This is a genomic window from Candidatus Shapirobacteria bacterium (assembly GCA_041659325.1).
Taxonomy (GTDB): Bacteria; Patescibacteriota; Microgenomatia; order UBA12405; family UBA12405; genus JBAZYN01.
Genome location: JBAZYN010000002.1, coordinates 238,780 through 260,756 on the forward strand (window position 1 = coordinate 238,780; position 21,977 = coordinate 260,756).

Genomic DNA, 21,977 nt, shown 5'->3' on the forward strand with positions numbered 1-21,977 from the left:
GCTGTTTGAGGGTTTAATTCTTTGGCAAGGTTGAGAGAGACCGGAGTTTTTTATAAGTGAGGTTGTAGGTGTGTATTTAATAGGTTGATTTTTGGTGGTCAAAAGGATAAAGTAAACGAGTCTAAAAGTTAAAAGTCTAAAAGTCGAAAGTATGAAAACATCAAAAACAGAAAAAATGAAAAAATACGTCTATTTTTTTGGTAGTGGAAAAGCCGAGGGTGACAAGGATATGAAGTTTATATTGGGCGGAAAAGGGGCAAATTTAGCGGAAATGACAAACTTGGGGATTCCGGTACCGGCGGGTTTTACGATTTCAACTGAAGTTTGTAAATATTATGCAGAAAGTCTCAAAGTCGAAAAGTCCGAAAGTCTCAAAGTCGAAAAGTCTGAAAGTCTGAAAGCCGGAAAGTCGGAAGACAGATATCCGAAGGGGCTGGTAGAAGAGGTTGAGGAAGTACTGAAGAAACTGGAAAAAAATACGGGAAAAAGGTTTGGGGATGCAAAAAATCCGCTTTTGGTATCGGTTCGGTCCGGAGCAGCCGCCTCAATGCCGGGGATGATGGATACTATTTTAAATTTAGGTCTTAATGATAAAGTGGTGGCGGGAATGATTGAAAAAACCGGAAATGGGCGGTTTGTGTGGGATTCGTACCGAAGATTTATGCAGATGTTTGGCAATGTAGTCGATGGGGTGGAGCATGAGAAGTTCGAGCATGTGATAACTGAGGTTAAGGCCAAAAAGGGGATAAAGGCCGATACGGAAATGAAAGCCGAGGATTGGCAAGAGGTGGTATCGGGTTATAAAAAGATTTACAGAATTGAGAAAGGCAGCGAATTTCCCGAAGATGCCAAAGAGCAGATGTGGCGGGCAATTAATGCGGTTTTTGGGTCGTGGAATAACCCTAGGGCCAATGTTTACCGCCAACTAAATAAAATCGATGAAAAGAAAATATTTGGGACGGCCGTGAATGTGCAAAGCATGGTGTTTGGAAATATGGGTGATGACTGTGGGACGGGGGTGGCATTTACCCGAAATCCCTCAACCGGAGAAAACAAAGCTTACGGAGAATATTTGATGAATGCTCAGGGAGAAGACGTGGTGGCGGGAATAAGAACGCCAAAGCACTTGGAGTCCCTGAAGGAAGATAACGAGAAGGTGTATGCCCAGTTGATCAACATCTTTGAGAAGTTGGAGAAGCATTATAAAGATATGCAGGATGTGGAATTTACGATTGAAAATGGAAATTTGTTTATCCTGCAGACTCGGAACGGCAAGAGAACGGCAGCGGCCATGGTTAGAGTGGCGTGTGATTTGGTAAAGGAAGGGTTGATTGACGAAAAGACGGCCTTGGTTCGGGTTGAGGCTGACAAGTTAGATCAGTTACTTCACCCGACATTGGATGCAAAAGCCAAGGCAAATTTTAAAGTAATAGCCAAGGGGTTACCGGCTAGTCCGGGAGCAGCTTCGGGAAAAGTGGTGTTCAATGCCGAGGCGGCAGTTGAAGCCAAAGAAAAAGGAGAGAAAGTAATACTGGTTCGTCAGGAAACAAGCCCAGAGGACATTTCGGGAATGAATGCAGCCCAGGGGATTTTGACGGCCAGGGGCGGGATGACTTCTCATGCGGCAGTAGTGGCCAGAGGTATGGGTAAATGTTGTGTGTCTGGCGCTGAGAACGTAATAGTGCTAGAAGCAGGAAAGATGTTTAAAGTAGGTGATTTGGTGGTAAATGAGGGGGACATAATAACTCTGGATGGAGGAACAGGCGAAGTGCTTTTGGGCCAAGTACCGACAATGGCGCCCGAGTTATCGGGATATTTTGAGCAGATTATGAAATGGGCGGATAAGTATCGAAAATTGGGAGTAAGAACCAATGCAGATACACCCAAGGATGCAAAGACAGCCCGGGAGTTTGGGGCGGAGGGGATCGGGCTTTGCCGAACCGAACATATGTTCTTTGCCGAGGATAGGATTTTTGCGGTCCGCCAGATGATTGTGGCGGATACTTTGGAGCAGAGGGAAGTGGCTCTGAAAAAGATTTTCCCAATGCAAAAAAATGATTTTAAACAATTGTTTGAAATTATGAGGGGGCTGCCGGTGAAAATAAGATTATTGGATCCACCGCTTCACGAATTTTTACCTCAAAAGAAAGAGGATGTTGAAGCTTTGGCCAAAGAGATGGGAATAACTACCGAAAAATTGCAGGAGAAAATAGATTCTTTGCATGAGTTTAATCCAATGATGGGACACAGAGGCTGTAGATTGGGAATTACTTTCCCGGAGATTTTTGTGATGCAGGTAAAGGCAATAATGACAGCCGCCTGCGAGGTGTCAAAAGAAGGGCAGACACATCGGTCTGCCCATACAATCAAGCCGGAAATCATGATTCCGTTGGTGGGTGATGTGGAAGAATTGAAGTGGCTTAAGGTCAGATTGGTTCCGGCAATTGAGGAAACCATGAAAGAGATGGGGGTAAAGCTTGACTATGAGATTGGGACAATGATTGAGATTCCGAGAGCAGCAGTAACGGCTGATGAGATTGCGGTAGAGGCTGATTTCTTCTCGTTTGGGACGAATGATTTGACCCAGATGACCTATGGATTTTCGAGAGATGATGCCGGAAAGTTTTTGAAGGATTATATCAGCCAAAAAATATTGGTGGAAGATCCTTTCAAGAGCGTTGATCAGGTGGGAGTAGGTAAATTGATGAAAATGGCAGTAGAGCTTGGTAGGGGAACTAAAAAGCATCTGCACGTAGGGATTTGCGGTGAGCAGGGCGGAGATCCTGATACTGTAAAATTTTGCCATAGAATAGGACTAGATTATGTATCCTGTTCGCCTTATCGGGTGCCGATTGCCAGATTAGCAGCAGCTCAGGCGGCGGTGGAAGAAAAGAAATAAAGCTCTTGAAGGTGGAATTAAAGCCCCGCTTAAACGGCGGGGTTTTTGGTATGGGTATTGAAATAAATCCTATAATATGATATAATGGGGGTGTTCTTTAAGTACCTTAAAAACTGATGCCAGACAAGTGGTTTTTCCGGTCCAAAAGTGAAAAATCAGGTATTTTTTACTTTTGGGTCGTGAAAGATCACTTATGTTATGAAAAAGGAGATGATTGTGAAGAAGCGCTATGTTTTGCTATTCGTCGCGCTGCTGGCTATGTTGGTGGTTGGGTGTGAGGTTACTCCGGGTGTTGCGCCTGCGCCTGTGCCTGCAGACACCCTCGAAGGGATGACTGAAGCGGAAGTCGAGGTTGTGCCGACGATAGTGTTGGTGCAACTGCCACTCGAGTCATTTCCGGACGATGCACTCTGGAGTTTGACCGTGGAGATTGTAGACTCTACCGAGGGTACGGTTTGGGATGAGGCGCGAGGTCAGCGCAGATCTGGGGATTTTGCCATTTCTGTGTTTGGGTGGGAAAAAGGATATATTCTCTACCCTTGGGATGGGAATACCCGTATTGGCGCGGTGAAGCAGGTAGAGGTCGATTTTGGTCTTGTTCCAAGCATCCGTGAAGAGGATAAGACGTATATCACAGAAGCGCTTTCGCGGATTGCGGGGACCAACGATATGGGAATCCAAGACCTGGTGTGGAAGGTCACGAATGCGACCTATACGGACGAAGGTCTAAGCATGAACCTGGTGTTCTTCTCTCTTGAGGGGAGGAAACCAGCGAACTAGTTCGGCGGGCGCAGTCTGGCGTTAGGAGGTCCGGAAGAGGGCAAAGGAGAAGGTGGGAAGCGCTACGCTTTCTATTTTTGATTTTGTTTCTCTTCCGGGCCGGTGTGTGTGTTTTTCTTTTTTCTGTTTTAAAAAGATGATTTTTTAATTGGGAAAAGAGAAAAAATTTAAATCACCCTTTTTTAACGCTCCCCTGTCAAGGGGAGCTGTCCGTAGGACTGAGGGGTTTGAGATTAAAACCCCTTTTGTGTTTAAACCCTGTCCTAACCTTTCCCTTGACAGGTCAAGGCATAATATGTCATCTTCTCCCTATCAAGAGGAGGATTTAAAATTCAAACCCCTCTTGTATTCTCCCCTTGACAGGGGAGAAAATGGGACGGGGATGAAAACCGGTATTATTTTTGAGGCTAAAACTAAAAAATATCATTTGAAATATAGGGATTCTTTAACATGGGCAGCAAAAAATAATCGTAAAAATGAAACAGAAAGTGAAAAATTATTATGGAATAAGTTATTGAGGAAAAAGAATTTAGGTTATAAATTTACCAGACAAAAACCAATAAACAGGTTTATCGTTGATTTTTATTGTTCTGAATTAAGTTTAGCTATTGAAATAGACGGTGATTCTCATAACCTTAGGAAGGACAGAGATAGTCTAAGAGATAAATATTTATATACCTGTGGAATTAAAACGTTAAGAATAAGCGATAAGGATGTGATAAATGATATTGGAAAAGTAGAAAAAGAAATTAATGAATTTATTAGATGCTCCCCTGTCAAGGGGAGCTGTCCGTAGGACTGAGGGGTTTGGAGGTAGGGTTTGCCGGTCGACAGGGGAAGGGTTTGGGGTAAGGTTCGAAGTGGGGGTAGATTTAGGAACGTGTAACACTGCCATGCTTTGCTCGTAATGACGATTGGGTTTTGATGATGAAGATTAGTGCAGGGATAATCAGCAAAATCAGCAGGGAAAAAGGAAAGACAAAAAAGGTAGTAGAAAAGGACTTGGCGGAAATGGAGGGGTCAAAGTTGATGGTGGCGGTATAAGCACCCGGCCAAAAGGGAGGGGAGATGGTACAACTTTCCTGGCACTGGAGATTACGGCGGTGGTTTGAAAGGACATTGAGAGGGCTCAGCTCGATTCTTTTGATGACGAGGCCATTTTTGGAAATAGTAAGGTCACCGATAGTTTTAAAATAGAAGCCGGAGTCATTTCTAATTTGAGCCGAGAAGGTAACAGGGGTGAAGAAAATATCTTTTATTTTTGGGGTGGCTTTAAAGTTATCAACAGAAATATCGGTGGCGGGGTTTTCGGTTTGGGAAACGGAGAGAAGGATATGAGACCCGATTTTACCCGAAGTTCCGGAAAAAGAACCAGAGGTAGCAGAGGTTTGTCGCTGCGAGATAAAAAAGGTGTAGTAATAATCACCAAGGTTGGCATCGGGGGCAACTTCAATTTTGAGGACAAGTTGACGGGTGGATTTTGGCATCAGGACAAAGGGGCTATCAAGCCGGTTATCCTGATTGGTTAGGGAAAACTGAAGGTAATTGGTGGAAGCGACGTTGTCGTAGGTGACGGAACCGTCGGGTCCGGTTGGTTTCCAGGGGAGGACAGAGGCGTCGACGGCAAGGCTGGTGTTGGAGTTATTGGTGACGTTATAAACCTGAGTAATGACACCACCGGGGAGAACGACGAATTCGGTTTGGGCTGGTTTTAGGGTAATATCAAACATAGTTAATATTTGGGAATGGCAATAAAGGTAATGGCGTTTTCGTAGTTGCCGGCGGATTGAGTGGCTAGGATGTTGACTTTGTAGGTAATAGAAGCAGTCCGACTTCGGGACGGGACGTTTTCAGACATAAAAATATGGCCTGAGGTGGCAAAGGGACGGTAGTGGCTGGAAGTGGGGAAATAAGTGGCACCGATGCCGGAAACATTGTAGCCAAAGCCGTAGGCGGTGGGCGAGTTCCAGACATTGGAGGAAGAAACGGTACACGAGGTGGCCTGGTCGCAGGAAGTATCGGGAATGGTGGTTTGTGAACCGACTAGGGTCAGGGGGTGGTTTTCCAAAACATAGATATCATAGCCATGGCCGGAAGGAGAGGAGACAGTGACAGTATGGCTTTGGGTGGTGCCGATGTCGGGGGTAAGGGTGCCAAAATTTATGGCCAGGTCGGGATTGTTGATTTTGAAAGAAAAATCGAATAAAAGATCGTAGATGTATTGAAAACCGGATTTGACAATATAGCCACCGTCAAGGCTGAATTTCCCTGGGGCAAATTGACCGACAGTGTCGGTAAGCTGATAAGTAGTGGAGGATTTTTTGCCGGAGGTCATGTTGAAATTCCCCATGTCGATAATGTAGCTATCGGAGGAGAAACGTTGAGCGTGGCTGGTAATTGGTAACCAGTAATTAGTAATTAGTAATAAGAAAAGAGTTAGAAAGATTTTAGATTTCATCAATGGTTCTGTCGCTATCTTCATTGATATAGTTTGATACTTTATTGGAGGAATTGGATATATATTTTAGGTCGTTTTTTATTTTTGTCAGAGAGACTTTTTGGGAAGAGGTAAGGTCGGAGCTGCCAAGAAGGTTAGTGATGGAATCGGTGGTGTTTTTGATGAAACCTTTAAATTTTAGGGAATGCCAGAGGAGAATGTCGGTTTCTTCCTGGGAAATCTGGCGATCAAGGGTAGTCTTTTCCAAATACTGACGGCTGACAAACCAGGCAAGGGGATCAATTAGGAGAAGAGAAAGAAGAGGAATGAGGGAGGAAGCGGAGTTTAGAGATTGGGAGAGAAAAATAATAATGATTAGAGAGTACGCCAGGGTGAAGGAGGGCGAAAGCCGGAAGGCAGAAATAAATAAAAGAAAGTAGACGAGAAAAAAGCCGGGGGAATTGAGACCGCCGGTGGTGAAAATAATGACGTTAACAATAGCGCCGATAAGATTGAGGTATAGAGTTTTTTTGTAAATCGAGAGTCCGAGGGTGATGATAGCCAGGAGAGCGATTAGCTGAGGGGTCAGATGAGTATAGGGGGAAATGGAAAAGAGATAGGCAAGAGTGGTGGTGATGAAAAAATAGGCAATGGATTGCATTAATATTATGGTAGCATTTTTGGAGATGGGCAAGAAATGGTGGAGGTCCAAGTGGATTATTGATTTAATCTTGGTTTTGGGGATATTAATGGTGGCGTTGGGGGTGGGAATGGAAATCGAGGGCCAAAAACAGGTTTCTGAAGTGGTGGTGGAGAAGGGAGCAGTAAAGGGAGTAGTGGTGGCCCCGTCGGCGGCGGGAACAGGAATTAGAACAGGGATAAATATCAACAAGGCCACGGCCGAAGAGTTGGACGTTTTGCCTGGTATCGGGCCGGCGATAGCTAAAAGAATAATAGAGTATAGGGAGAAAAACGGTGGTTTTTTGAATACAGAGGAAATTAAGTTAGTCAGCGGGATAGGAGAGAAATTGTTTGAAAAAATTAAGGACAAGATCACTATCTGAATGGATGGTAATGGCGGGATTGGTATTGGTGGGAATGGGGGTGGTTTCGATGTACAAGTTTATAAATAAGGATAGTTTGATTGGGGTAATAAATCAAAGTTTGCCGCCGCGGGAGGCGGGATTGTTGGCCGGAATGCTTCTGGGGGATAGAAGTGGGTTTGAAAAAGATTTTTGGAAAGACTTAAAGGTGTCGGGAGTGGTGCATTTGGTGGTAGTGAGCGGGACAAATGTGGTGTTATTAAGCAGCTTATTGATTGAAAATTTGGCCCAATTTTTGGGGCGGAAAAAGACAATTGTGGGAGTATTGACTTTGGTATGGGGGTATGCCGGGATGGTAGGGTGGGAACCACCGGTAATCAGGGCAGTTTTGTTGGTCTCGATTTTATATTGGGCGCAACTTTTGGGAAGAAAATTCGATGTTTGGAGAAGTTTGATTTTGGTGGTAGCGATGATGGTGATTGCTGACCGGACAATGATTGGTGGGGTTAGTTTTTGGCTGTCGTTTCTGGCGTTTATTGGAGTAATAAGTCAATTACGAATTAACAATTACGAATTACGAATTAAAAATAAATATATATTAAATATGGTTGGTAATTTTATCACGACGGTGTGGGTGAGCTTGTGGATTACGCCGGTGATGGCAATGGTGTTTGGAAAAATTAGCCTGATATCGCCTTTTACAAATCTTTTGGTAATGTTTTTGGCGGAAACAGTATTTGTTGTGGGCGGAGTGGGGGTGGCGGCGGGGTTGATTTGGCCGTTTTTGGGCGAGGTGGTGTTGATATTAATTTTGCCCCTGTTGAAATATTTTGTAGTGATAACGGAGTGGATGGGGAATATGAAATGGGCGAGTTTTGAAGTGAAATTTAATTGGTTGATGTTGGCGGGGTGGTATTTGATTTTGGGGTGGTTTTTGTTAAGAAGAAAGGGCGGACACGCCGGTCCGCCCGTACAGAAAATCGTGGGGGCGGGCCCAATTGATGCGCCCCCACAGAATAATGTAGGGGTCGACCGGGGTGTCGACCCAAAAGGATAAAAATGATATTTGGAAATAGAAAATCAATTAGATTGAAGGGATATGATTATTCGATGGGTGGGTATTATTTCGTGACGATATGTACGCAGGATAGGCGATGTTTATTTAGGGCGGACACCCGCCAGAGGCGGGTAGGCGTCGTCCGTCCGTACACGGAAATAAATGATATTGGAATTATGATGGATTATTGGTGGAACGAATTGTCTAATCATTTTGATAATAAAATTAATTTGGATGAATACGTGATTATGCCTAATCATATACACGGAATAATTGTGATTAAAAATATTAATAAGGGCGGACACGCCGGTCCGCCCGTACAGAAAATCGTAGGGGCAGGCCGATGTGCCTGCCCAAATGATCCGCCCGTACAGAAAATGGTAGGGGTCGACCGATGTGTCGAACCAAATGATGCACCCGTACAGAAAATTCCCATTAAATTAGGAGATGTTATTCGATGGTTTAAAACAATAACCACCAATGAATATATTAAGGAAAGAACATTAAACAATTGGCCGAAATTTGATAAGCGAATTTGGCAAAGAAATTATTATGAAAGGATTATCAGAAATGAAAAAGAATATATAAAGGTCAAGAATTATATTAAGGCAAACATGTCTACCGGTGGGCAGGTTTTGTGACAATATGTACGCAGGATAGGCGATGTTTATTTAGGGCGGACACACCGGTCCGCCCGTACAAAATTAGGAATAATTTATGAAAATTAAAATATTATTAGTAGTTAGCCTGATAGGGCTGGGAATTTGGTGGTGGGTTAACAGGCCAAACAATAATTTTAAAATGGTGTTTTGTGATGTCGGTCAGGGGGATGCGGCACTGGTGGTTTATGGTAATTTCCAGATGCTTATAGATGCAGGTCCCGAGAACAGAAAGGTATTGAATTGTTTGGAGGATAATTTGCCGTTTGGGGATAAGCAACTGGAGTTAGCGGTAATAACCCACTGGGATTTGGACCACGCCGGTGGTATAAGAGATGTTTTGAATTATTACAAGATTGAAAAAGTGTTTTCCGGCACTAAACCGGAAGCGGGTTTTGAACAAATAAATTATACAGGTAATTTAAAGAGCGGTGATGTCATCAAATATGGATTGATGAGTTTTGAAATACTGTCAACGGAGGGAGTTGAGGGAAAAGGAGAGGATGAGGATAACGCTAATTCGGTGGTTGGGGTGTTAAGTTATAAGGACTATGTGTTTTTCATGATGGGAGATGCGCCGTTGGTAGTGGAGCAAAGACTGGTGTGGAGACAGATAGTCGAAAAGTCTCAAAGTCTTAAAGCCTCAAAGTCTGAAAATCTGAAAGTAGTATTAAAGGTGAGTCACCATGGGTCGGATACGGCTACGGGCGAGGAATTGTTGGAAGCGGTAAAGCCGAATATGGCGGTAGTTAGTGTGGGAAAAAATAATTTTGGGCATCCGGCGGAGGAGGTGATAAAAAGGCTTAACGAGAGGGGGATACAGATATTAAGAACTGATATGATGGGGGAGATAGAGTTTGTAATCAGTAATCAGTAATCAGTAATCAGTAATCTGTAATCTGGTATGGAGTGTAAATCTGCAGGCATGGGCGGAGCGATGCAATAAGGGGAGATTAGGTTAATTCTCTTGGTTAATTTCAGAGAAAATGGTGGCGGAGGTTTGTTTGATGAAACTGGCGAGCTTGGTAAAATCTTGACCGCGGGTCATAATACAAAGAAGATATTGTTTTTGGGGGAGATGGACAATGCCACAATCATGAAGTTGCTTTTCTTCGATATCAAGAAACTGTCTTTCGCCAAATTTGTGGGAAACTTCTATGTTGGTTGGAGTGCCACCGACAATCCCAAGGTTAAAATTAGATTGAGTGAGCAGCTTTAGGGCTTTTTCTGACATATTTTTGTTGAGATACGAAGAGTTATAAAGGACGCGAAAGAAAGAAGCGTAATCCTTGACGGAGAGAATATTACCGGCCGGATTGCCGGATTGTTTTGTCTGAATATCAATACTCATATCGTTGTAAACCTGAAAGACGAAACGACCGTCGATGTTTTTGAGGAGAAGTTCGTAGGCGAGATTGTCGGAGTAGGTGATCATGATGTCGATGAGTTCATCGACAGAATAAGACCGGTTGGGGGTTAGGGTGACTTCGGGGATGATATTTTGGGAATTGGAGGCATCATCAACTTGCGTGTTGGTAATTTTTTGTTCCAGGATAGTGGGGTCAGTTTCGGCTTGTTTGTAGTAAGCGATCATTAGGGGGACCTTGATAAGACTAGCCGGGGAAAAATCATCTTTTTCATTGATACCAAACCAGGGGCCGTTGTTGAGATCCCGAAAGTAAACAGAGGCGTAGGAGATATTACCGGTTTTAGTCTCGGTTGAGATGGCGTTTTTTATTTGGTCGCGGAGGTGGTTTAGGTTGGTGGCGTTGCTTAAATTAACAGAGTCGCATTCCAGCAGGGGATTGGTGTATTGATAACTGCCCTTAAGGCGGATTTCTTTGACGAGAGAATTGCCCGGAGGGGAGATGATATAGCCGACGGCAAAGGAAACAATAATCATAATTGCTTTTGGGTAATGTCGACGGATAAATGTTTTCATGGCACTCTTGTCTAGTATATAGGTGAGGGTTGGGTTTTATTAATAGTAAAGTGCATGTAGAGCAAGTAATAGATAATGTAGAATAAATGGTAAATAAAGATGCAGTAGTATCTAGCGCTTGCAATGGATAAAGTGGATGTATAGACTGAATTAGTGGACAAGTGGAGACAGAGAATTCATAGATTAAGTATGAACCAACTAAAAGCGTTGGGGGTGTTGGCGGCGAGTAAAAACGGGATTGTGGAAGCATTGGAATCATCGGGTAATTTGCGTTTATACGGAAAAGCGTTGGGAGGAGTATTTTCGTCGCTGTCGCGACAAGTTTTGAACGGTCAGCATTTGATCGAGGCCTGGGGTCGTGTCGAACGCGGTAGGGGGTTGAGGTGGAAGCTGAACTTGGAAGCAATTAGTCAGCGGGAATTGAAAAAAGCGGTAGAGGAGGTACTGGGGTGAAATTTATCAATTACGAATTACGAATTACTAATTACGAATTTAAAAAAATAGTAATTGTTCTGGTTTTGTGGGCGGTGGGATTGGGGGTGGGGTTAATTGGTGGGAATTATTGGTGGAATAATCGAAATGAGGTGTCGGCGGCAGACAGGGTGTTGACGACAACGGCAGATTTTGACGGGGGAAGATATATGAACATGGAGGCGGATTCAAAACAGGGGCAGCTTAAGTTAAAGGCTGACGGCTCCTGGGGGCCGAGAGTTTTTACGGTGCCCAACGTTAATTTGGGAAATGAGTCGCCGATAGCTTCGGATGGAAATTATATATATGTGATAGCTAGTGCGGATAATTATTTTGCCAGGTATATACCGGCGGAGGATAAATGGGAAACTTTGGCATCGGCACCTCACTATGCATATCCCGGTTCGGATATGGTGGTTTTGGGTGATTATGTATATGCGGTCTTTGGGGGATACCAGCGGGAGTTTAGCCGATATTCGATTGTCAATGACACCTGGGAGGAGATGGCAATGCTACTGGATATAACATATGGAGGGACATCGCTGTCAACTGATGGGAATGAGATTTATTGTCTGCGGGGACATAATACGAATGATTTTTGGAAATATGATGTGCAAGCGGACAGGTGGACTCCGATTGGTAGTACTCCTTTGACGATCAGGTATGGAGCTGATTTGTCATATAGCAGTGAAACCAATAAAATGTATACCCCGAGGGGTAATAGTTCAAACGTTTTTTATATATATGATTTGGGAACAAGTATCTGGTCGATAGGACCAACATTGCCGGAGACGATGACCGAGGATAGCAACAGCGATATTGGCGGAACCGTGATTTATGTGCCCAGAGGAATCGGGACAAGTACTTTTTGGGCATTTAACGTGGGAACTACGCAGTGGAGTATTTTAACGGGAACTCCCCAGATAACCAGATATGTGGGAGCGGTTTATAATGCGGCGGAAGACAAGGTTTATGTATTTAGGGGCAACGGAACCCCCGACTTTTGGAAATATGACCCGGGGGCCAATAGCTTTCCGGGACCAACAGATTTGCCGGCGGCACCGGGGACGGGGTCGGATTTGATATATTCCGATGGATATTGGTATTACAATCGCGGAGGGACGACGGCAATGTATAGGTATAATGGGGCAGTGGGAGCGACTTGGCAGACAATGGCGGTGGGCTCATCGGTATTTTCGTCGGATACAAAAGGGGTAGCGGTAAATGGACTATTATATTATCTTCAGGGAGGTGGGGCAAGAAACTTTTTCAGCTTTAGTCCATCGGTGGGGGTGGGAGGAAGCTGGGGGACTTTGGCGACAATACCGGCGGCGATAGCACCAAATTATGGGGCGGGATTGGCATACCCAGGGAGCGGTGATTATATTTATGCTACCCGGGGAGTCGGAACCAGAACGTTTATGAGATATGATATGCCCGGCAATGTTTGGAGTGATGTTGGAGTGACGGATTTACCGGATGATGCAGAGGCGGGATATGGGTCGCGGATTATTGGAGTGGGAACGACGGAATTGTTTTATATTGCCGGAAACGGGGTTGCAAAATTTTTAAAATACAATATTACCAGTGATGCCTGGACGGTGTTGGGAAATTTGCCATTCTCTCCGTATTATGGGACAGATATGACATATTATGGTGGAAAGATGTATTTCCAGGCGGGATACTACAAGAGGGATATTTGGGAATATACGTTGGCAACAGGTGAGTGGAGACGTCTGGCGGATATTTCCGGATACAATGCGTCTGATAGCGGGCCTTATAACGGAGGATCGTTGGAGTCGGACGGGGCAGGGAATTTGTATTCGATTAATGGGGCGAATGTTTTGTGGATCAGAAGTTACTCGATAGGGAGCAGTAGGTATCCGGGTGGGGGGAGTTGGAATTCCGGGACAATTGATTTGGAATATGCGGCGGGTTGGTCGGGAATAAATGTGGGAAAGACAACCCCCGGTGATTCGTCGGTGTCGGTGTATACCAGAAGTAGTAGTAACCAGACTAGTTGGTCGCCATGGCAGGAGGCGGTGGGGATGGGGATCTCCAGCCCCATAAATAGATACCTACAAATAGGAGTTTCGATGCATTCTTCAAGCGGGGGGAGTGAGACACCAATAATTAATGATATTACGGTGAGTTATATTGGGGATACCGGAGTGCCGACTAATCCGACGTCGATTAGCGGTTTGTCACAGCAGGTCGCCGGAGTAGGATTAACTTCCGGGCAGAGCTATTCTTATAACCAACCGTATTTTGATTGGAGTGGGGGGGGAGACACAGAAACATCGGTGGCAGGGTATTATGTGTATTTTGGGACCGGAACAACGGCGACGGTCGACCCGGCGATCAGCGGCAGCTATCAGACGGACTCTAGCTATTTGGTAACAATGCCGATGCAAACCGGGACTTATAGTTTGTTGATTAAAACAAAAGATCTGGGCGGGAATGTAAGCAATACTTGGCAGGCATTTGTGTATGTTTATAACGGAGTATCTCCTTTTATAAGTTTTGCTCAAGCGTCGACGCCTGAATTTTCGATAGGGACAACGGCGGGGGTGGATATTAGCAATAATAGAATCAGACTGATGGGGACAAGTGGGTTTTGGGAACAGGAGAGGTTGAGCTTGTTACAGGCTAATGTTACGGTTGGTAACGGGGGCGATGTGGCGGTAATGGGTAACAAGCTTTATATTATGAGAGGTAACGGAGGAAAGGAATTTTCTATTTATGATTTGTCTACCGATGTAGTATCGGTGGGACCGACAATGCCGGCAACGGTGGCGGCCGGAGGAGCTTTGGTAGAAGGACCGCCTGGGTATTTGTATGCTATGAGAGGAGGAGGGACATCGACTTTTTGGAGGTATGACATTGGGGCTAGTCTGTGGTCTGATGCTTTGGCGATGGATACACTGCAACAGACGAATTCGGGAGCGGCAATGGTGTATGACGAGGGAAATTATATTTATGCACTGAAGGGGAACGGAGACGATACTTTTATGAGATATGATGCTTCAATTGATAACTGGGAAGTGATGGCAAACAACGTTGTTTTTGGAGCACCAGAAAATCAGGCCGATAATTTAGTGAACTTAGGAGGGGACTTGGCTTATGACGTGGGGACTAGCAGGGTTTATGCGATTCAGGGAAATTTAAGAACGGGGTTTGCTGTTTATGATGTCAATGCGGATTCGTGGTCTCAGCTACCAAATTTGCCGGCATTATCTTATTATGGGGCGAGGATCGAGTATGACTCGGGGACCGGGGCAGTGTTTTATATCCCCGGATGGGATAAACCATTTTTGTATAAGTATGATGTGGGGGAACAGGTTTGGACAAAGATATCAGACGCGCCGGCGGGGTTGGGATATGGGGCTAATTTGAGAAAGGTAGGAGGGTATCTTTATGTGACCCGAGGGGCATCGACAACGACGATATACAAGTATAATATTGCCAAAAATTCCTGGGTAGTGCCGAGTTGGAATCTATTTGGGGGTTGGTGGAGGGGGTCGGATAGCCGGACTTTTGCTGATGGGGCTGACATAATTCGGGGGGATGGAAACAATATGTATATTTTCAGGGGAAATTATGACAATTTGTTTGTAAAATATAATGCGACCACGGGTGAGGTGACAAAATTGACGGATGTTCCAGCCGGGATATTTAGGGGGTCAGAATTGGTGTATGATAGCGTAAATAATAAAATTTATGCCTCAACCAGTATCTATGATAAAAAGTTTATGGTTTATGACATAGCGACTGATGAGTGGTCTCAGGTGGTGGGAAGCGGGGGAACAATGCCCACCGATGCCGGGGAGGGATCATCTCTGGTGTTTGACGGGAGTGAATATATTTATCGGTTGAGGGGTGGCAATACGCAGACATTTCACAAATTTAGCGTGAATACCGGCTTGTGGTCGACACTGCCTAATACGCCGAGGGCGATGCAGTATGGGTCGGATTTGGAGATATACAACAGTAATTATTATGCTACCCGAGGAGCCGGAACGACTGAATTTTTTATGTTTAATCCAACTTTGGGGGTGTGGTCTTCGTCGCCGGCGATTGCCAGATTGCCGACGGGGATGACCTTTAATTATGATGGGTTTTTGGTGAAAGGAGCGAGTGATAAAATGTATGGCTGTCGGGGAGGAAATACGGCTGATTGTTTTGTGTATTCGGTAATAAGTAATACCTGGACATATATCGGGACAAGTATGCCGGCAAATTTAACCTACGGAGGAGCGGGGGCGATAAACCAAACCGGGGATAAAATGTATGTAATTGCCGGGGCGGGAACGAATACCTATAGCAATGGACTCTATTCCTATGTGATTTCGACCGATAATTCATCGGTGGGTGAAAGCGGAACTTTTATATCGGGGGCTCATGATTTGGGAGAAGTGTTTAGGTATGCCAATTTAGAGGTGGGTTATAGTGCGGCGCCAAATACAACACTTATGGTATGGACGAGGACTTCTGACGATGGAGTAGGGTGGGGCAGTTGGGTGCAGGCATCATCGGAAAAACAGATTGGGAGTGATTTTTATTATCGAATTGGATCGACGGCGAAGCGGTATATTCAGGTTCGGTTTGATTTGGCCTCGGGAGACAAGATGTATTCGGGAACAATATATGACTATAAAATTAATTATTATCAGGATTCGGCCCCGCCAACCAATCCGACAATAATATCGGCTTTTGATAACGGCGGAATGGGGTCAACTTTGGTGTCGGGGACTTTTTATGCTACAACCGCCCCTTATTTTGATTGGCCGGGGGTGGGAGAAACCGGAGCGGCGGGTGATGGTAACGGTGGGTCTGGAGTAAATGGGTACTATGTTTATTTTGGCTTGGGAGAGACGGCTAATCCGGTATCCGGAGCCGGAACAACTTATACAATAGCAACAGCGCATACCGGAACAGGAATGACAACGGGCAACCTGTATTATTTAAGACTTAAAGCAAAAGATGAGGCGGGGAATGTGGCCAGTGAGGTGGGGACGACATTTGTGTTTGGTTATGATGGGTCACCACCAACTAATCCGACAACGATTACAGCCGATCCACCGGGATACACGGCAACAAATAGTTTTGCTTTTTCTTGGAGTGGGGCCGGTGATACCGGGGCGGGGGTAGAAGGATATTATTATAAAACCGGTTCGGTAGGGGCGACAGAAGTCTTTACCACTGACTCAAATGTGGCGGGGATAGCAGCTTACCAAACAGGGACAAATACTTTTTATGTGAGGACAAAGGACTTGGCAGGAAATGTGTCGGAATATACCACTTCGTCATATTATTGGAGCTCGACGGCGCCGGGAGCGCCGAGGGATTTAAGACTGACTTATCCTGATGTGGGGACAAGTAATACGGTTAATGAGTTTGCATTTGCCTGGTCGAGCCCGGATCCGGAAACGTATTTTGGGCAATTAAGCGGGCTGCGGTATTATTATTCGTTTAATGAAACGCCATCGGTAAGCAATGTTAATGAGGTTGGATTAGCGGTGACTTATCTGTCGAAAGGGGCATATGCAACGCGTAGAGATACAAACACTTTATACGTGGTGGCGATGGATGAAGCAGGAAATATTGACTATAGAAATCGTGCCTCAATAGATTTTGAGGCATCAACTTCAGCACCGGGGACACCGGGAGATATTGATATTTCTGATGTGTCAATAAAAGAAAGCAGTGCCTGGAGATTGGCGCTGACTTGGGATACGCCGGTGGCAACCGGGTCGGGGGTATCAATGTATAAGGTTTATAGATCGACAACGACAGGAGCAGTTTGTACCAGTGATTTTTCAGACTTTGAATATGCGTCGTCAACAACAGGGGTATCTTATGTGGATATCGGCCTAACTCAGGTGAAATATTATTATTGTGTGAAAGCCTGTGATTCGACCAATGAATGTAGTGCCCCGTCCGGGACAGTGAGCTATAAGCCGGACGGAAAGTGGAAGGTAGCCCCGACAATGACGGCTAGCCCGTCGGCGACGATTAAAACAAAGTCGGCAACAATAAGTTGGTCGACAAACAGAACCAGTAATTCGTTTGTAAAATACGGAAAGACATCGGGGACTTACGGGGAAGAAGTGGGATCGTCTGACCAGGTATCGTTGCACGAAATTACTTTAACCGGATTGGACCCGGGAACGACGTATTATTATATTACTCAATGGACTGACGAGGATGGGAATACCGGATCTTCGGCCGAGCTGAACCTGACGACTAATGCGGCACCATTTGTGTCGGCAGTAAAAGTGGTAGATACCGGATTGTACTCGGTCTATGTGGAGTTTAATTTAAGCAATGCAACAACGGCGACGGTGCAGTACGGGAAAACAATAAGTTACGGAGGGGTGCAAACGGTAACAACATCCCGGGAGGCGAGTAGTTATACGGTAAAAATAGAGGGATTAGACGAGGGAACGGAATATCATTTGCGGATTGCCGCCAATGACGAGGAGGGTAATACTTTTGCTAGCGATGACTATACCTTTGAAACATTGCCGGTACCAAAGATTAGCGGGGTAAAAATTCAGCAGGTCAAGGGTATGCCGACGGCGACGGTGCGGTTTTTATGGAAGACGAATACCGGAGTCAGTTCAATTATTACCTATTATCCTGAAGGAAGGGCGGAAATGGCCCGGGATCAAATATCGTTGCCTTTGACGTTAAATCATGAAATGATGATAAAAGATTTGTTGGATGATACGCCATATGTGTTTGTAATAAAGGGGAAAGATGTGATAGGAAACAGCGCTGAGCCCAGTCCTCAGAAATTTACAACATCGACTGATTTGAGGCCGCCATCTATTTCTAACTTAAGACTAGAGGCTTCGGTGGCCGGGGTAGGCGAAGAGGCGAAAGCGCAAATTACTTTATACTGGGATACCGATGAGCCGTCGACGGCTCAGGTGGAGTACGGAGCCGGGACCGGATCTGATTATCCGAGTAAAACTCAGAAAGATGTGATTATGGTAATGAACCACACAGTAACAGTGACGGATTTGGCGCCGGGGCAGGTATACCACTTGCGGGTTTTGGCAGAGGATAGGGTGCAAAATTTGACAATGTCCTATGATAACGTGGTGATTACACCAAAGGCGACCAGATCAGCCCTGGATTTGGTGGTAGAAAATTTGTCAAAGAGTTTTGGATTCTTTAATAATTTGTCGCAAGTAGCTAAATAATTAATTACGAATTATGAATTACGAATTACGAATTAAAAACTAAAAATGTATCAGCGAACAGGACAAGGAGAGGCAATACTGAAGGTAGAAGAGGTGAAAAAGAATTTCTACATCGGGGGACAGGATTTGCCGGTGCTAAAGGGGATAACCTTACAGGTTAACCGGGGGGATTTTGCAATAATTTTCGGGCCGTCAGGGTGTGGGAAATCAACCTTGTTACACGCTATTTTGGGGATGGAACCGCCAACCTCGGGCAAAGTATGGATTGACGGAGTGAATTTGTACAATATGGACGAAGACGAGATTGTCCGACATAGAAAAGAGAGAATCGGGATTGTTTTTCAGCAATCGATTTGGATAAAGTCACTAACCGTGTTGGAAAATGTAAGTTTCCCAAACAGGCTTAAAGGGATGAGCAAGGAGGAGGCGGAATCGTTGGCCTTGGAGACTCTAAAGTCAGTGACACTGGATAATTGGGCTCATCACCACCCTTCGGAACTGTCTTCGGGGCAGCAGCAAAGGGTGAGTTTGGCCAGGGCGTTGACGATTGATCCTTTGGTGATTGTGGCGGATGAACCGACGGGGAATTTGGATACGGTTTCGGGAGATGAGTTAATGGAATTGGTATCGGAGCTAAATACAAAAAGAGGGAAAACGGTGCTAATGGTGACTCACGACTTGGAATATTTGAGATACGCAAATAAGCTGTTTCATATAATTGATGGGGAACTAGTAGAAGAAGTGGACGGGAAGGGGGCGATGGAATTGGCACAAAAGTTGAAAAGTAAAAAAGGTCTGCGAACGAGAACGACGGTTCGCGATAAGAATTTTTTAGTCAGTAATAAAGAAAAATATGTGGCAAAATAGATTGATAAAAATTAAGGAAAAATTTTTAACAACAGGGGTGTTTTTGTGGTCCAATGTGGTGTTTATTGCCATACTTTATGTCTATGTAACCAGGGCGCTAATTATCCGCTTGTTAAGGCTAAGGGTATTAGGTTTTGTGCCCAGATTGATACACTTAGAGATATTGGTAAAAATACTTGATAAGGTAACCAAGTCGATTGATTTTGACGTAAAAAACCAAGTTTCCCGGGGCTATTTGGTAGAACTGGCTTTTAGGAACATGAAATCGAAAAAGAATCGGACGGTGGTGACAATCGGAGGAGTGGCCCTGGGGGTGGGAGCAATCGTGTTTTTGGTGTCGATGGGGTATGGGCTGGAGCGGATGGTGATTTCCAAGGTGGCCAGGTTGGATGAACTAAAAATGGCAGACGTATCGTCGGGAAAGGCGGCATCGCTGACGATGAATGATGAAATAATTAAAAGAATAAAGGGTCTCGACGGAGTGGCGGAAGTTATTCCGATGGTGTCGATGGTGTCGAAGGTGAGATACAACAATTCTGTTTTGGATGTAATGACGTATGGGGTTGACGAAAGATATCTAAAAGCAGTCAATGCCAAATTTTTAAACGGGGAGCCGTTTAAGAATAAAAATGGAGACATAATGTCGATGGTCCCAATTGAATATTCGGGTGAGGGGGAGGTGGCGGGGATAGAACAGGAAGTGGTTTGGGTGCAAAAAGGGGAAAAGGTGGAAGACGGGGTAATCAGATTTAATGTGGCAGAGGGGAAGAAAGTTTTGGTGTATGAAGATTGTGACACGGATTCGACGGCTGCCGGTGAGGTAATTAGAAGTGAGGGTGGGTATATCGGGGAAGAAGTGTGGGGCGAGGTCTATGGTGAGGCCGATTCAGCCGTGGTGGGCAAAGATGTCTATCAGGAAGTAACTTATTCTAAGTGGGTCAGGACAAAGGCGCCTCTCTGGAAGGTGGATGATAAGGGAGTGGCGATTCCGTATCTGGATGGAGTGGGGAAGCAAAAATGGACAATCGGCTGTATTAAATCAGAGGATCTAATCATTGAGGCGCAGAGCATGGAAGAGTTTAATGCGGATAATCTGGACGAGTATATCTTTGGGTTGGAAAACAAGATTTTGGGAGAGACAATTTCTTCTGCCTCGGCTAGCCGGACGGCTTCGACCTCGGCGGAGTTGGTAGCGGTAGAGGCCAGTTCGAGTGCGGTCCTATTTGAGACGATAGTGGCCACAGATTCGGCCGGGGTAGAATGGGTGGAATTAAGAAAGATTGGAGAGGACAAAAATAAGCTGATGGAAATTGAGTACACGACGGAACCGGTGGCAGAGGCTTATGTGACCACCGGTTTGCTAAAGATGTTGGGTTTGGCCTCCAGTGAAGCGGCGGGGAAAAAGTTTATGGTTTCATATATTATCCCCGACGGACTAGTAGAGGGGAAAAGTGGCAGGATGCAATCGGTCGAGAGGGAGTACAAGATTATGGGAGTGGTGGAGGATGATGGCAATAACTTTTATTATTTTCATTTGACAGATACAAAAAGTTTAGGGGCTAAAAGTTATTCACAGCTCAAAGTGACGGTGGTTGATAAAGCTAAGTTGGCTGAAGTCAGAAAAGCGATTGAGACGATTGGTTTTAAAACAACTAGCACGGTAGATACGGTGGCGGGGATTGAGCGGATTTTTGGAACTTTGAGATTGATTTTGGGGCTGTTGGGAACAATTGCTTTGGCGGTGGCCTCGTTGGGGATGTTCAATACTATGACGGTGTCGCTTTTGGAGCGGACCAGGGAGGTGGGGGTAATGAAGTCAATGGGAATGTTGTCGAAAGAAGTGAGAGAATTATTTTTGGCCGAATCGATGATTATGGGAATGGGAGGAGGGACATTGGGGGTGCTGTTTGGATTTATGATGGGTTGGACTTTATCGATAACATTGTCGGCGGTATCGGTGCTAAAGGGGCAGGGGGTGATAAATATTTCGTATGTGCCATGGTTTTTTGTAGCTTTTATTATGTTTATTTCTTTTATGGTGGGGATGGTGACCGGGTGGTATCCCAGTAAACGGGCGAGAATGATTTCGGCTTTGAATGCGTTGAGGTATGAATAAGAAAAAGAAAGTCTAAAAGTCTGAAAGTCTTAAAGTCGAAAGTTATAAAGTTCATAAAGTTTATAAAGAGGGGGAAAAAATAACGTCATTGCCACACTTCTTCCGGCAGAGGCGGACAAGCGCAATGGTGGGTAAACCGGCAGGCGGGTTTGTAATCAGTAATTGGTAATTTGTAATCTGCAATAAACAGAAGATATAATTAGGTATGCCAATAATCAGGGGAGTAGAACACGGGGAGCTGATTGGGGAGAATGGTGAAAAAATTGAACTGCCGGTTTCTCCCAGGAAAGTGCCTAAACCAAAACGAAAAATTCTAGTGGCACCACAATCGGACGAGTTGAGAGAAGCAGGATGCAGAAGGGAGGAATTTAACGAGATAGCGGAGGGTACAACCGATACGCAGGTGGTGGCAGTAGAATTACCGATTAGAAGGAAAACAAGTCGGTCTAGAAGGAAAAGAGCCGCACCCGAGGAATAGCCTGATTGTGCTAGAAT

16 protein-coding genes are annotated in these 21,977 nt (G+C 45.0%); 12 read left to right on the forward strand and 4 right to left on the reverse strand.

Annotated features, from left to right (window positions below; translation table 11 throughout):
- The first annotated feature begins 151 nt into the window (after positions 1 to 151).
- The 3 genes from ppdK to WC841_04310 all read left to right on the forward strand — a co-directional run bounded on the left by ppdK (position 152) and on the right by WC841_04310 (position 4,475).
- Entirely contained in the window at positions 152 to 2,899 is a 2,748-nt protein-coding gene (gene ppdK, locus WC841_04300; GenBank protein MFA5828546.1) for a pyruvate, phosphate dikinase, read from the forward strand.
- 198 nt (positions 2,900 to 3,097) lie between these two features.
- The gene (locus tag WC841_04305) at positions 3,098 to 3,679 is read left to right on the forward strand and encodes a hypothetical protein (protein MFA5828547.1); all 582 of its coding nucleotides are present in this window, start codon (positions 3,098 to 3,100) and stop codon (positions 3,677 to 3,679) included.
- Positions 3,680 to 3,926: 247 nt separating this feature from the next.
- Positions 3,927 to 4,475: an endonuclease domain-containing protein gene (locus WC841_04310; protein ID MFA5828548.1), complete on the forward strand. Its 549-nt coding sequence runs from the start codon at positions 3,927 to 3,929 to the stop codon at positions 4,473 to 4,475.
- A 76-nt stretch (positions 4,476 to 4,551) separates the two neighbouring features.
- Here WC841_04310 and WC841_04315 read toward each other — a convergent pair whose 3' ends face one another.
- The 3 genes from WC841_04315 to WC841_04325 are packed head-to-tail and all read right to left on the reverse strand — an operon-like array spanning position 4,552 to position 6,777.
- Positions 4,552 to 5,409, reverse strand: coding sequence for a hypothetical protein (locus WC841_04315; GenBank protein ID MFA5828549.1), 858 nt, complete (start codon positions 5,407 to 5,409; stop codon positions 4,552 to 4,554).
- Positions 5,410 to 5,411: 2 nt separating this feature from the next.
- A complete protein-coding gene (locus tag WC841_04320) occupies positions 5,412 to 6,161 on the reverse strand; it encodes a hypothetical protein (GenBank protein ID MFA5828550.1) in 750 nt (249 codons plus the stop codon).
- The gene (locus WC841_04325) at positions 6,127 to 6,777 is read right to left on the reverse strand and encodes a hypothetical protein (GenBank protein MFA5828551.1); all 651 of its coding nucleotides are present in this window, start codon (positions 6,775 to 6,777) and stop codon (positions 6,127 to 6,129) included. Before WC841_04325 ends, WC841_04320 begins: the two co-directional genes overlap by 35 nt.
- Positions 6,778 to 6,886: 109 nt before the next feature.
- On the opposite strand from WC841_04325, the gene WC841_04330 reads away from it, so the two are divergent.
- The 4 genes from WC841_04330 to WC841_04345 all read left to right on the forward strand — a co-directional run bounded on the left by WC841_04330 (position 6,887) and on the right by WC841_04345 (position 9,752).
- A complete protein-coding gene (locus WC841_04330) occupies positions 6,887 to 7,180 on the forward strand; it encodes a helix-hairpin-helix domain-containing protein (protein ID MFA5828552.1) in 294 nt (97 codons plus the stop codon).
- Complete coding sequence (locus WC841_04335) at positions 7,149 to 8,216, forward strand: ComEC/Rec2 family competence protein (GenBank protein ID MFA5828553.1); 1,068 nt, start codon at positions 7,149 to 7,151, stop codon at positions 8,214 to 8,216. Before WC841_04330 ends, WC841_04335 begins: the two co-directional genes overlap by 32 nt.
- Positions 8,217 to 8,269: 53 nt before the next feature.
- Positions 8,270 to 8,857: a transposase gene (locus tag WC841_04340; GenBank protein ID MFA5828554.1), complete on the forward strand. Its 588-nt coding sequence runs from the start codon at positions 8,270 to 8,272 to the stop codon at positions 8,855 to 8,857.
- A gap of 76 nt (positions 8,858 to 8,933) precedes the next feature.
- Positions 8,934 to 9,752: an MBL fold metallo-hydrolase gene (locus WC841_04345; protein ID MFA5828555.1), complete on the forward strand. Its 819-nt coding sequence runs from the start codon at positions 8,934 to 8,936 to the stop codon at positions 9,750 to 9,752.
- Between the two features lie 81 nt (positions 9,753 to 9,833).
- On the opposite strand, the gene WC841_04350 is transcribed toward WC841_04345, so the two are convergent.
- A complete protein-coding gene (locus WC841_04350) occupies positions 9,834 to 10,817 on the reverse strand; it encodes a serine hydrolase (protein MFA5828556.1) in 984 nt (327 codons plus the stop codon).
- A 189-nt stretch (positions 10,818 to 11,006) separates the two neighbouring features.
- Here WC841_04350 and WC841_04355 point away from each other — a divergent pair, with 189 nt between their 5' ends.
- The 5 genes from WC841_04355 (at position 11,007) to WC841_04375 (ending at position 21,960) form a co-directional block, all read left to right on the forward strand.
- On the forward strand, positions 11,007 to 11,270 hold the full coding sequence (locus tag WC841_04355) for a hypothetical protein (protein ID MFA5828557.1): 264 nt from the start codon (positions 11,007 to 11,009) through the stop codon (positions 11,268 to 11,270).
- Positions 11,267 to 18,499: a fibronectin type III domain-containing protein gene (locus WC841_04360; protein ID MFA5828558.1), complete on the forward strand. Its 7,233-nt coding sequence runs from the start codon at positions 11,267 to 11,269 to the stop codon at positions 18,497 to 18,499. Before WC841_04355 ends, WC841_04360 begins: the two co-directional genes overlap by 4 nt.
- 45 nt (positions 18,500 to 18,544) lie before the next feature.
- Positions 18,545 to 19,366, forward strand: a complete 822-nt coding sequence (locus WC841_04365) for an ABC transporter ATP-binding protein (GenBank protein ID MFA5828559.1) — start codon at positions 18,545 to 18,547, stop codon at positions 19,364 to 19,366.
- Positions 19,353 to 21,482 (forward strand): FtsX-like permease family protein, encoded by a 2,130-nt coding sequence (locus tag WC841_04370; protein ID MFA5828560.1) that lies wholly within the window; start codon positions 19,353 to 19,355, stop codon positions 21,480 to 21,482. The genes WC841_04365 and WC841_04370 overlap by 14 nt, the downstream gene beginning before the upstream one ends.
- 205 nt (positions 21,483 to 21,687) lie before the next feature.
- Positions 21,688 to 21,960, forward strand: a complete 273-nt coding sequence (locus WC841_04375) for a hypothetical protein (protein ID MFA5828561.1) — start codon at positions 21,688 to 21,690, stop codon at positions 21,958 to 21,960.
- Positions 21,961 to 21,977 lie beyond the last annotated feature (17 nt).